At 62.7% G+C, this 12,701-nt stretch carries 10 protein-coding genes; 3 read left to right on the forward strand and 7 right to left on the reverse strand.

What is annotated here, in order from left to right; all coding sequences use genetic code 11:
* Positions 1-5: 5 nt before the first annotated feature.
* From bcsB to bcsR, 4 genes are all read right to left on the reverse strand, one after another.
* Positions 6-2,312: a cellulose biosynthesis cyclic di-GMP-binding regulatory protein BcsB gene (bcsB, locus tag CRO23_RS23165; RefSeq protein ID WP_097103006.1), complete on the reverse strand. Its 2,307-nt coding sequence runs from the start codon at positions 2,310-2,312 to the stop codon at positions 6-8.
* A gap of 62 nt (positions 2,313-2,374) precedes the next feature.
* On the reverse strand, positions 2,375-4,978 hold the full coding sequence (gene bcsA / locus CRO23_RS23170; protein WP_097103007.1) for a UDP-forming cellulose synthase catalytic subunit: 2,604 nt from the start codon (positions 4,976-4,978) through the stop codon (positions 2,375-2,377).
* Positions 4,975-5,715, reverse strand: coding sequence for a cellulose biosynthesis protein BcsQ (gene bcsQ, locus CRO23_RS23175; protein WP_028127819.1), 741 nt, complete (start codon positions 5,713-5,715; stop codon positions 4,975-4,977). The genes bcsA and bcsQ overlap by 4 nt, the downstream gene beginning before the upstream one ends.
* Before the next feature lie 3 nt (positions 5,716-5,718).
* Positions 5,719-5,910 carry a cellulose biosynthesis protein BcsR gene (gene bcsR, locus CRO23_RS23180; protein WP_016929521.1) on the reverse strand — a complete coding sequence of 64 codons (192 nt, stop codon included), beginning with the start codon at positions 5,908-5,910 and terminating at the stop codon, positions 5,719-5,721.
* A gap of 189 nt (positions 5,911-6,099) precedes the next feature.
* Between bcsR and bcsE the strand changes: the two genes are divergently transcribed.
* Genes bcsE through bcsG form a run of 3 tightly spaced genes read left to right on the forward strand, consistent with a single transcriptional unit; the run spans position 6,100 to position 9,510 of the window.
* Positions 6,100-7,668, forward strand: coding sequence for a cellulose biosynthesis protein BcsE (gene bcsE, locus CRO23_RS23185; protein ID WP_049300322.1), 1,569 nt, complete (start codon positions 6,100-6,102; stop codon positions 7,666-7,668).
* Complete coding sequence (gene bcsF / locus CRO23_RS23190; RefSeq protein WP_004934139.1) at positions 7,655-7,858, forward strand: cellulose biosynthesis protein BcsF; 204 nt, start codon at positions 7,655-7,657, stop codon at positions 7,856-7,858. The genes bcsE and bcsF overlap by 14 nt, the downstream gene beginning before the upstream one ends.
* The gene (gene bcsG, locus CRO23_RS23195) at positions 7,855-9,510 is read left to right on the forward strand and encodes a cellulose biosynthesis protein BcsG (protein ID WP_097103009.1); all 1,656 of its coding nucleotides are present in this window, start codon (positions 7,855-7,857) and stop codon (positions 9,508-9,510) included. Before bcsF ends, bcsG begins: the two co-directional genes overlap by 4 nt.
* A 298-nt stretch (positions 9,511-9,808) precedes the next feature.
* Here the strand turns inward: bcsG and dppF are convergent, their stop codons facing one another.
* The 3 genes from dppF to dppC are packed head-to-tail and all read right to left on the reverse strand — an operon-like array spanning position 9,809 to position 12,693.
* A complete protein-coding gene (gene dppF / locus CRO23_RS23200; protein WP_016929525.1) occupies positions 9,809-10,798 on the reverse strand; it encodes a dipeptide ABC transporter ATP-binding subunit DppF in 990 nt (329 codons plus the stop codon).
* Complete coding sequence (gene dppD / locus CRO23_RS23205; protein ID WP_004934132.1) at positions 10,795-11,775, reverse strand: dipeptide ABC transporter ATP-binding protein; 981 nt, start codon at positions 11,773-11,775, stop codon at positions 10,795-10,797. Before dppD ends, dppF begins: the two co-directional genes overlap by 4 nt.
* A 15-nt stretch (positions 11,776-11,790) precedes the next feature.
* On the reverse strand, positions 11,791-12,693 hold the full coding sequence (gene dppC, locus CRO23_RS23210) for a dipeptide ABC transporter permease DppC (RefSeq protein WP_028127803.1): 903 nt from the start codon (positions 12,691-12,693) through the stop codon (positions 11,791-11,793).
* Positions 12,694-12,701 lie beyond the last annotated feature (8 nt).

Raw genomic sequence — 12,701 nt, forward strand, 5'->3', positions numbered from 1 at the left:
CGCCGTCAATCCCGATCTTCAGGCGCCAGACGACGCCGGCTGAAGGCCTTCAGGCCGCGCCACAGCATCAGCCCCAGGATCACCACCAGCACCACCGCGATCACCGCCAGCAGTACCGGATGGGTGGAAAGGGCATACCACAGCCGCTCCCACCACGGCAGGTGGCCGACATAGTAAACATCGCCGACGCGCAAGCTGTTGACCCCCGATTCGCGGATCACCGCCACCGAGCCGAACACCGCGGCGCGCTTGCCGCTGTCCAGCAGGGCATTGTTCAGCAACTCATAGCCGCGCGGGCTGTCCGCCAGCAGCGCCACGATGCTGCGCTGATCGTTGAACGGCGATTGCACGCCGATGATCGCCGACATCGCGCCCTCGGAACTGACGGTGGTCTTGCTGTCCGGCTTGGCGTCCTCCGCCAGCAATTCCGCGCTCGGCAGCGGCGGCTGTCGCGTCGGCTGCTTCACCCAGCTTTGAGTGGCGTCCACCAGCAGGCTGATTTTCTTGTCGTCGCGCAGCGCCGGCGGAATGGTGCCGACCATCAGAATATCGTCGTCACGATCCTTGGCCTGCGACCAGTCGTCGCTCAGCGTAAAGGCCAGCGCCGGGTAGCCGGTTTGCGCGCCGATCACGCCAAGCGCGTTCAGCAGCGCGCTGACCTGCGCCGGCTGCGGTTTCTGGTTCACCAACACCAGCGTTTGCGACAGATCCGCCAGGCGGCTGAACGGGAAGCCGGCGTTGGCGAAGGCGCGCAAGTCCGGCATCGCCATAAAGTGGCGATAACCGGAGAAATCGATGGTAGACGCGCCGTCGATCACCGCGTGGTTTTGCGTGAAGGAGTAGGTTTCGCAGCGCCCTTCCGCGCCGCTGGCCAGCAGCGTGGTGTAGTCAAAGTCAAAGCGCAGCTGGTTGGTGGCGCCCAGCCGCAACGCCGGGATACTGACGTTCTTGTCGGAGTCGAGCAGCCCCTGCGTCAACGGCAGGCGCAGCAGCTGCGCGCCCTGCTCGTGTTCCGGCACCAGCGAGTAAGCCTGCACGAACTGGTTGTTCAGGCTGACGCTCAGCCGCGAACCATCCTGAATGCGCGGCGCGGTATAGCGGTATTTCAGGTGCATATCGATACCGGTGCTGCGGATCAGGAACAGGTCCGGCGGCAGGTTCATGGTCAGCGAAATCGGGCCGGGCTCGATGCCGCTGGTTTGCAGCTGTTCGGCATATTGCTGCAGCTCGGCGAAGGTCATCGGCCGATCGGTGCGCACCCAGTTCGGCGCGTCGTAAGGCTGGCGCGGCGCGAGCTGTTCCACCTTGTCCACCGTCACGTTCTGGCCGCGGAACAGGATGTTACCCTGCGCGATGCCCTTCACCGCGGTGATCAAATCGTTGTCGTCACGCCCCTGAATCAACAGCAGTTTGACGTACGGATTGTCGGGGTGGCTGATCATCTCCACCGTCGGGCCGTTGACCGCCGGATAATCGCGCAGGAAATCCGGGCGCTGCGAGTTGGTGGCGAACACCACCGCGTGCTGCGTCGGCAGCGCATTGTACAGCGTCGGGAAGGATTGCCCGCGCCACTGCGCCTTGCTGCCGAACCACGAGGCCAGAATGCCCGCCGCGCGCTGCTGGGCGAGATCAGGCTGGCCGACGAATACCATCGGCAGCGTCAGCGGCCGATTATCGCGGCTGTCGAAGAACGGCTCAGGGAAGTGCGACAGCTCGTTTTTCACCGGCAGCGTCTGGAAACGCAGCTTCAGCGCGCTGGACTTGCTGACGTCGAGCCACAGCGAAGTGCTGGCCGGGTTTTCGCAGATGTTCTGATAATGGCCGACAAACACCAGCCTGACGCGGTTAAAATCGGTGATATAGCGCGGATCGATCGCCATTTGGATGCGATTGGGCTTGCCCAGCTGCTCTTTGGCGAGGGTGGTCACGCCCATCAGTTCGTCGTTCAGATAGACCTTGACGTGCGACTCCACCGGGATCAGCGCCGGCGACGGCGTAAACTCCATATCGAGCATCGCCTGCGAGACCACCTCATCGCTGCGCACGCCGAATTCGATCTGTCCGTCCGGCCGGGTGCCGCGCAGAACAAAGGTGCCCGGCGGCGGCGCTATCTGCGCAAACGGCAGCGATACGTCGCGCACCGGCGCATTCGGATCCTGCGGCGCGGCGGCCGGCGGTGGCGCGGTCGCCGTATCGGCCGCCGCGGCGATCGGCGGCTGAGCCGCCACGGTCGGCGCAGTGGCGGTTTCGGCCTGCGACAGGGTACTGATGCCTAAGGCCAGAGCAGTTAACCAGGTTATTTTTCGCGTCATCGTATCATCATCAATGTTGGAGCCTGTTCACCGGGCGAGTGAGCGGGCGGTTGAACTCGCAGCTAACCCACTGTTTCTTGTTGATCCAAGGTCGGATCCCTGCCAACGCCGCGCGGAATAAACGACACGACCCAGGCGGTCAGCGACGTGACCCCGACCAGCAGACCGCGCACCAGCGGCGGCGCGTAGTCCGCCATGCGCACATAGCCCCGGAAGCCCAACGCCAGCACGTCGCGCAGGCTTTCGATCGGCCGGTCTTCAGGGAACCCGTCCTGCCACAGCGCCCAGGTATCGGCGCGGGCGAAGGTGCACTGAATGAAATCGATGTGTTCACGGGTGGAGAGACTGACCAGACGCACCCCCACCTTGTTGCCGAAGGCGCGCGTCACCACACAGGGGAAGCTGTACTCCTGCTGGCCGCGCTTGAGCAGCAGCGAGGCCTTGTCGCCGTCTTTCAACGCGTTTTCCACTCGCATCTCAATGCCCACGCCGCCGTCGGAGTAATCGCGCAGCGTGCAGGGGTAGAGGTGGCCATCGGCACGCGCGATCGCCGCCGGCATGGCGATCTCCACGCGATGCGCCTGACGCACCTGCTTGGCCTCCACCGCCACCGCCACCGCGCCGCCGAGAATGGTCATGTTGTACAGCACCCACACCAGGCTGATGATCACCGTCATCACCTCGTCCGTCGGGCCATAGGCCAGCCGCCAGGCGCCGAACGCCAGCCCGGCCAGGTTCAGGACCACCAGGAACATGTAAGGCCGGGTGATCACCCAGTCGACGTGCTCCTCCTCCACCAGCCCGCCCTTGGCGGTCACGTTGAATTTGCCCTTGTGCGGATTGAACAGCGCCACCGTCGTCGGCCGCGCGATATACCAGGCCAGCACCGTTTCATAGATTTCGCTCCAGAACGAATGGCGGTATTTCCCCTGGATGCGCGAGTTGGTCAGGCTGGCGTGGATCATGTGCGGCAGCACATAAAGCGCGATCGCCAGCGCCGGCGCGAAGATGATGTAGGCATGCAGCAGTAAAAACGCCAGCGGCGCGGTGAGGAAGATCAGCCGCGGAATGCCCGACAGAAAGTGCAGCATGGCGTTGGCGTAGCACAGGCGCTGCGCCAGTTTCAGCCCCTTGCCCAGCAGCGGGTTGTCGAGCCGGAAGATCTGCACCATGCCGCGCGCCCAGCGAATGCGCTGGCCGATGTGCGCCGACAGGCTTTCGGTCGCCAGTCCGGCGGCCTGCGGAATGCGGATATAGGCCGAGGTGTGTCCGCGCCGGTGCAAGCGCAGCGAGGTGTGGGCGTCTTCGGTGACGGTTTCCACCGCGATGCCGCCGATCTCATCCAGCGCGCTGCGGCGCAGGATGGCGCAAGAGCCGCAGAAGAAGGTCGCGTCCCACATGTCGTTGCCGTCCTGCACCAGCCCGTAGAACAAGGTGCCCTCGTTGGGCGTCTGGCGGAAGCGGCCGAGGTTGCGCTCGAACGGATCCGGCGAGAAAAAGTGGTGCGGGGTCTGCAGCATCGCCAGCTTTTTGTCTTTGAAGAACCAGCCCATGGTCAGTTGCAGGAAGGAGCGCGTCGGCACGTGGTCGCAGTCGAAAATCGCCACGAACTCGCCGGTGGCCTGCTTCAGCGCATTGTTGATGTTGCCGGCCTTGGCGTGTTCGTGGGTCGGCCTGGCGATGTATTTCACCCCCACTTCGGCGGCGAACGCCCGGAATTCAGGGCGATTGCCGTCGTCGAGGATATAGATGTTCACTTTCTCTTTCGGCCAGTCGATGCCCAACGCCGCATAGATGGTGGGCTTCACCACCCCGAGATCTTCGTTGTAGGTCGGCACCATCAGATCGATGGTCGGCCAGGTGGCGCTGTCAGCGGGCAACGGCACCGGCTGGCGGTTAAGCGGCCAGACGGTCTGGAAATAGCCCAGCACCAGTACCACCCAGGCGTAGGTTTCCGCCACCAGCAGCAACAGGCCGCACACCAGGCTGAGCGGGTCGTCCCAGTTCAGCGTGGCGGTATAACGCCACCACAGGTAACGACAGGAAACGGTCAGCGACAGCACGATCAGCATCAGCGCAGGCAAACGCCCCGGCACCCGGCGCACCACCATCGCGATCCCCCACAGCAGCACGACGAACACGAACTGCGCCGACAGATCGAACGGTTGCGAGATGCACAGCATGGCGAGGATCGCCGCCAACACGCCGACCAGAATAAACAGCGCGCGTCGCATGCCGCGGTTCATGCGGCCGAGGCGCTCTACCGAACGCTGTTCCACGCCGGCGTTTTTCAGCCGTTGCGGCAGGCTCTGCAGCCAATCGGCGTAGCGCTGCTGCAGCCGCCGCCACCCGGCGAAATAGTCGCGCGGCACCGGCGTGCGGCCGCTGCGAAACAGCAGCAGCCACAGACCCTGCAGCAGATAGCGCAGCGCATCCGCCGGGCGCGGGCGTTCGGCGGACAGATGCGGGAACCAGTAAGCGCGGCCGACGCGCACGCGCTGCCAGGCCGGTGACTCGAAGCGCAGCAGCATCCACCCCAGCGCTGCCAGCAGCGTGGCGAAAAAGGCGGTCAGCGCCGACGCGCCGTTGCGGCGATAGCCGCGGTAGCGCGCCTGTACCGCCTGACGCACCGGCGGCACCAGCAGCAGGCTCAGCACCCGGCTCATGGCGCAACGCCCCGTTTGAGGTTGATCAGGCACCAGTTGGCCAGCGTCAGCACTTCATCCGCCGCCAGGCTCTCGGGGCGATACTCGCCCAACGGCTGTTTGACCGCCAGCGCTTCCGCCAACGCTTCGTCGCGGTGGATCACCACCGGCAGCAGGCCGCTCAGGGTTTGCAGCCACAGCTGATGCAGATCCTGCTGCAGCTGGCTGGCGGAGGAGTAGTGATTGACCAGGAAACGGCAGTCATTCGGCAGCGTCTGTTGATGGAGCCGCACCTGACAGTTGGCGTCGGGGTTCAACAGCACGAACACGCTGTCGGCAAGCTGCAGCGCCTGCTGCGCCAACACGCCGTCCCCGACCGGGACATCCAGCAGGATCCAGCGCTGCGGATCGCCGGCGATCAGTTGGCGCAGGTTGTCGCGCCAGCGTTCCGGCTGTTGACGACACTGGCGCTGCACTTCCAGCCTTTCCGCCCCATTCAGGCGGCCAAAAGGCAGAAAGTCGAGGTTTTCACAATAACGCAGCGCACCTTCCTGCCAAGCGCCGCCATCCTGCTCTGCGCGGGCCCAGCCGCGCGCCAGCTCGAACGGCGTGTTGAAATGCAAGCGCAGCAGATTATCCGGCGTGAAGTCGATCGCCAGCACCGACTCGCCCAGTTGCTGCAACGCCCAGGCGAGCGCCGCCGTGACCGAGGTCGTCCCCATTCCACCCCGCAACCCTTGCAGCGCGAGCACCGGCATAGATCAGTGGCTCCCCGTGGTCTGCGCCAATTCGGCCAACAGTGGCCAGCGCGTCATCATTTGCGTTAACCGCTCCTGCCGTGAAATATCGACATAGCGTAATTTCGGCAATGAAAAAGCCTGACTGAGCGCCTGCAGGTCATCCTGGCTCTCCCCAGGCGCCGCTGCACGAAAATGGATGGATGCGTTATTCATTCTTCCGCCTTGGCGAAAATAGGCTATGTTAATTAACTATAGCAACGATACAAAAAGAGACAGGCAATAAGATGATTCTCAACAAATATTGTTGAAGAGCGTCGGAGATTTATTATTGCCAGCGTAAAAATGGCTATCTTTAAATATAAACGCCTTTAGTCGGCTTTCAACGAAAGTAGAACACATCCTATGGCGCACTCTTTTTCTCTAGGCATTCGGCAGATTTGGGAAGAGCTGTCGGTGATGCAGGCCCCCGGGCTTTATTGGATCAATATCGACAGGCAAAGCGACGCCGCGCTGCTGTGTCGCCAGGCCATCGCCGCTCAACCGGCCACCCACAAAGTCGCCCTGATCTGCAGCGGAGACAAACCCGAGCGCCTGCTGGCCGAGCTGGCTGCGCCCGCGTTGCAGAAGCTGCCGCTGTATCAATTACCGGAGAAAAAAGCTGCGCTGACACAGTTGAACGACGATCTGATGCGCGCTCTGAGGCCGCAAAATCGCTTACTTATCCTGCTGGCCCACGCCAGCCTGTGGCAAACCTTCACCACCGAAGAGCTGCGCGAGTGGACGCGCACCCTCGCCGCCTGGCTGCGGCGGCAGGACTGTACGCTGTTGATCCTCAGCCACGGCGGCGGCATCAATAAGCTCAAAGGGCAGCTCAGCGCACAGCACCGCATCCTGAACGGCCTGTCCAGCCTGCAATGGCAGCAGGACAGCGCGCAATACCTGGTGAACTGGTGGAGCACCGAAAACGGCATCAACGCCAATCAGCTGCTGACCTTGTATGCGGCGGAAGGTGGCTGGCAGGGCGAGGATGAAAATAGCCAACCCTCCCCCACCGCCTTGCGCAGCGACGAAAGCCAGTATCTGGCCGAGCGCAGCATCCTCGAAGGCGCGCCGCCGCTGTCCGCCAACTGGCAGCTGCTGGAGAGCAACGATGAACTGGCGCAGCACGGCATGCTGAGACTCTCGGCGACGTTGATTTTCGCGTTGTATCAAAGCGACCAAATCGATCATCTGGCGCACCAGATCCACACCCTGCGCCGCAGCCGCGGCAACGGCCTGAAAATCGCGGTGCGCGAGATGAGCGCCAGCCTGCGCTACAGCGACGAACGGCTGCTGCTGGCCTGCGGCGCCAACCTGATCGTGCCACACGTCGCGCCGCTGTCGCGTTTTCTGACCATGCTCGAGGGCATCCAGGGGCAACGCTTCTCACGGCATGTGCCCGCCGACATCGATGCGCTGCTGGCCGGGCTGCGTCCGCTGCAGCTCAAAGGCTACATGCGGCCGGAAGCGTTCAGCCAGGCGGTGCTTTCGCTGATGGGCAACACGCTGCTGCCCGAGGATGGCAAAGGCGTGATGGTGGCGCTGCGCCCGGCCACCGGTCTGCGCGCCGAACAGGCGATGACCCTGTGCCACCTGCGGCGGTTCGGCGACGTGATGACCGTGGTGCAAGGGCGGCTGGTGCTGTTCCTTTCCACCTGCCGCATCAACGATCTGGATACCGCGCTGAAGTTCATCTTCCGCCTGCCGGTGGATGAAGCCTTCAGCAACCGGGTGGTGTGGCACCAGGACGTCGATATCATTTCGGAAATCAAACGCATGGCCCAGGGACGCTGGCAGATTTCGGCCACCGGCCCCGCGGGCGCCGCGCCGCGCCCTCGCGTGGCGGCGGCCGAGGTGCCCGCGGAACGGCGGCAGCCGGTCGCCTTCACGCTGCCGCTTGGCCCGCAGGAGGAACCGCATGCTGAACCTTAACGACATCGTGCAACTGATCCTGCTGTGCGCGCTGATCTTCATTCCGCTGGGCTACGCCTTTCACCGGCGTTTTCCGCATTTGCGTCAATACTGGCAAAACCTGTTGTTATCGCCGCGCTATTTGAAATCCGCCGGTTTATGGGTGCGCACAGGCTCCTCCTCCCAGATTAAACGTAAGAAGCAGCCATGACTCGAAACTCGAATACGCAATCCGATAACGCTCTGTGGCGCTACTGGCGCGGGCTGGGTGGCTGGAACCTCTACTTTCTGGCTAAATTCGCCCTGCTGTGGTTCGGCTACCTGAATTTCCACGCGCTGCCGAACCTGGTGTTCATGGCGTTTCTGCTGATGCCGATCCCTTCGCAACGCCTGCATCGCTGGCGCCATTACCTCGCCATCCCGATCGGCATCGCCTTGTTCTACCACGACACCTGGCTGCCGGGCATCAACAGCATCCTCAGCCAGGGCTCACAGCTGGCCGGCTTCAGCGCCCAGTATCTGCTGGAGCTGATCAACCGCTTTATCAACTGGCAGATGATCGGCGCGGCCTTCGTGCTGTTTATCGCCTACCTGTTCGTCGCACAGTGGGTGCGCGTCACGGTGTTCACCGTGGCGGCGCTGGCGTGGCTCAATATCGTCAACATCGCCGGGCCGGCGGTTTCACTGCTGCCCGCCGCTTCCACGGCGGCCGCCGGCGGCGCCAATACCCCGGCCACATCAGCGCCGGCGGCGGGGGACGCGGCGCCGGCAGACAGCCTGCCGCCGACCAGCGCCAACCTGACGGCCTACCTGAACCAGTTCTACGAGCGGGAAAAAGGCCGCGCCACCGCATTCCCGGCCGCCTTGCCCGCCGACGCCCAGCCGTTCGATCTGCTGGTGATCAACATCTGTTCGCTGGCCTGGGCCGATATGGACGCGGTCAACCTGCAGAATCATCCGCTGTGGTCGAAAATGGACATCATGTTCGACAACTTCAACTCGGCCACCGCCTACAGCGGCCCGGCGGCCATCCGCCTGCTGCGCGCCAGCTGCGGCCAGCTTTCGCATCACGATCTGTATCAGCCGGTGAACCAGCAGTGTTACCTGTTCGACAACCTGGCGAAGCTCGGCTTCAAGGAACAGCTGATGCTCGATCACTCCGGGGTGTTCGGCAACTTCCTGAAAGAACTGCGTGAACAGGGCGGCATGCAGGCGCCGCTGATGTCGCAGGCCGGCGTCGGCAACGAGCTGACGTCGTTCGACGGTGAGCCGATTTATAACGATCTCGAATTGCTGACCCGCTGGCTGGATCAGCAGCAAAAAGGCGGTGACGGCCGCACCGCCACCTTCTTCAACGTCATCCCGCTGCACGACGGCAACCGCTTCGTCGGCTCCAACAAAAGCGCCGACTACCAGCCGCGCGCGCAGAAGCTGTTCGATCAGTTGAACACTTTCCTCGATCAGCTGGAGAAATCCGGCCGCAAAGTGGTGGTGGTGATCGTGCCGGAACACGGCGCGGCGTTGGTGGGCGACAAGATGCAGATGTCCGGCCTGCGCGACATCCCGAGCCCGAACATTACCCATACGCCGGTCGGCATCAAACTGGTGGGCATGAAGGCGCCGCATCAGGGCGGCCCGCTGCAAATCAAAACGCCGAGCAGCTATCTGGCGCTGTCTGAACTGGTGTCGCGCCTGGTGGGCGGCAAGGTCTTCAGCGAATCCAGCGTCGATTGGCAGACACTGACACAGGGGCTGCCGCAGACCCCGGTCATCTCTGAAAACGACAACGCCATCGTGATGCAATATCAGGGGAAACCTTACATTCGCCTGAACGGCGGCGACTGGGTGCCTTATCCGCAATAAGCGCGGCCTCATCAACCTAAAGCGCGCCGCCGGCGCGCTTTTTTATTAGGGCTTTTATAATAGATATAGCGAAGCTTATCGGCCAACCTTACGTTATTAATAACAATTCGTTAAATTCAATTATTCGACAACCATTAACATACGAAGATTCTTAGAAAAATAACTCTTATAAGAATTTAATTAGTGAGGTAATTAAAATGGCGGACTGTGGTAGTTTTCTAATTATTAACCCTTTGATTGAGTAATAAAAAACGCCGGCGTGATGCCGGCGTGAATTTAAGCGATGACGTTCGACGCTTTACGCCCCCGGATGTTCGTCCTGATCGACCGCAAAGCAGGCCACCATCTGCTCACCGTACTGTTTGAGCTGCGGCTGCAGCTGCACGCAGGTGCCGAAAGCGCGGCGGCAGCGGGCATTGAACGCACAGCCCGGCGGCGGATTCATCGGGCTGGGCAGTTCGCCGGTCAGCTTGATACGCTCGCGGCGCATATCCGGGTTCAACCGCGGCGTCGCCGACAGCAGCGCCTGGGTGTACGGATGACGCGGGTTATTGAAGATCGCCTCTTTGCTGCCCTTTTCCACGCAGCGGCCGAGGTACATCACCATCACCTCGTCGGCGATGTGTTCCACCACCGACAGATCGTGCGAGATGAACACATAGGACAGCCCCAGCTCCTGCTGCAGATCCATCATCAGGTTCAGCACCTGAGCGCGCACCGACACGTCCAATGCCGACACCGGTTCATCGGCGATCACCACGTCCGGATTCAACATCAGCCCGCGGGCGATGGCGATACGCTGGCGCTGGCCGCCGGAGAACATGTGCGGGTAGCGGTCGTAATGCTCGGTCTTCAGGCCGACCTTCGCCATCATCTCCAGCGCTTTTTCCCGCCGTTCGGCGGCGCTGAACGACGTGTTGATCAACAGCGGCTCCTCGAGGATCTGCCCGACCTTCTTGCGGGGGTTGAGCGATCCGTAAGGATTCTGGAACACGATTTGGATCTTCTGCCGCCGCAGTTTCTCGGCCGAGACGTCCGGCTTCAGCAGATCCTGCCCCTGGTAATACAACTCGCCGCCGGTCGGCACTTCAATCATCGTCAGCAGGCGGCCGAGCGTTGATTTGCCGCAGCCCGACTCACCGACCACCGCCAGCGTTTTGCCGCGCTCCAGGGTGAAGGACACGCCGTCGAGCGCCTTGACCAGCCGCTCCGGCGCGAACAGACCCTTTTTCACCGGGTAATGCTTCTTCAGGTCAATCGCCTGCAATAAAGGTTGATTCTGGCTCATACGGTCGGCCTCCCCGCATCATCCAGCGGTGTGTGACATTTAACCTGACGGCCGGGAATGCTGCGCAGTTCCGGCTCCTCGTTACGGCAGCGCTCGTTGGCGTACGGACAACGCGGGTTGAGCAGGCAACCGGTCGGGCGATCGTATTTGCCCGGCACCACGCCCGGCAGCGAAGCCAGCCGCGCCTTGTCGGCGGCGAACTCCGGCAGCGCGCGCAGCAGCGCCTGAGTGTACGGGTGGCGCGGCGCGCGGAAAATCTCCGCCGCCTTGCCGGATTCCACCACCTGGCCGGCGTACATCACGATGATGTGATGCGCCGCTTCCGCCACCAGCGCCAGATCGTGAGTGATCAGCAGCAGCGCCATGTTTTCGCGCTGTTGCAGGTCCAGCAGCAGTTCGATGATCTGCGCCTGGATAGTCACGTCGAGCGCGGTCGTCGGCTCGTCGGCGATCAGCAGCTTCGGCCGACAGGCGATGGCCATGGCGATCATCACGCGCTGGCTCATGCCGCCGGAAAGCTGGTGCGGGTATACGTCCAGCCGCGAAGCCGGATCGGGGATGCCCACCTGGGTCAGCAGGTCGATAGCGCGCTGGCGGCGAGTGCGGCGATTGCCGCCCTGATGCACCTTCAGCGCCTCCATGATTTGGTAACCGACGGTATAGCACGGGTTCAGGCTGGTCATCGGATCCTGGAAGATCATCGCCACTTCGGAGCCCACCAGCTGGCGGCGCTCTTTTTCGGAGATCTTGCGCAGATCCTGGCCGTTGAACTCCAGCTTGTCGGCCATCACCTTGCCGGGGAAATCGATCAGGCCCATGATCGCCAGCGAGCTGACGGATTTGCCGGAGCCGGATTCACCGACGATGCCGACCACCTGACCTTGCTCCACGCTGTAACTGATGCGGTCTACCGCGCGGAACGGGGTGCCTTCGTCACCGAAGTGCACCGAAAGCTTGTCTACATTCAATAACGCCATCTCTCTCGTCCTCTGTTACTGCTTGAGTTTGGGGTCGAGAGCGTCACGCAAACCGTCCCCCATCAGGTTGAATGCCAGCACCGTCAGCAGGATCGCCACGCCGGGGAAGGTCACCACCCACCAGGCGCTTTGCGCGAACTGCAGCACGTCGGAGAGCATGGTGCCCCACTCCGGCGTCGGCGGCTGCGCGCCCATGCCCAGAAAGCCGAGAGCGGCCATATCCAGAATGGCGTTCGAGAAACCGAGAGAAGCCTGCACGATCAAAGGCGCCAGGCAGTTAGGCAGAATATTGACGAACATCTGGCGCAGCGCGCCGGCGCCCGCCACCCGCGAAGCGGTGACGTAGTCGCGGTTGACCTCCACCAGCACCGCCGCGCGCGTCAGACGCACATAGTGCGGCAGGGCGACGAAGGTCAGCGCCAGCGAGGCGTTGACGATCGACGGCCCGAATACCGCCACCAGCACCAGCGCCAGCAACAGGCTCGGCAAAGCCAGCATGATGTCGACGATGCGCATGATAATCGCGTCCACCACGCCGCCGAAATAACCGGCCAGCAGGCCGAATATCACGCCCATGATCAGCGACAGCACCACCACCAGGCAGCCGACCAACAGCGACAGCCGTGCGCCGTACATCAGGCGCGACAGCACGTCGCGGCCCACGTCGTCGGTGCCGAGGATATATTGCCAGCTGCCGCCTTCTTGCCACACCGGCGGCTTGAGCAGCGCGTCGCGGAACTGGTCCGCCGGCGCATGCGGCGCCAGCACGCCGGCGCCGAGCGCTATCACCAGCATCAGAACGATATACACTAGGCCGACCACGGCCCCTTTATTGCGCTTGAAATAGTGCCAAAACTCCTGAAACGGGGTCATCGGCTTCGGCGCACCTTTAACTGCAGACTCAGTGATTTGAGACATGAGAGCGC

This window comes from Serratia sp. JKS296 (assembly GCF_900215445.1).
GTDB classification, from domain to species: Bacteria; Pseudomonadota; Gammaproteobacteria; order Enterobacterales; family Enterobacteriaceae; genus Serratia; species Serratia marcescens.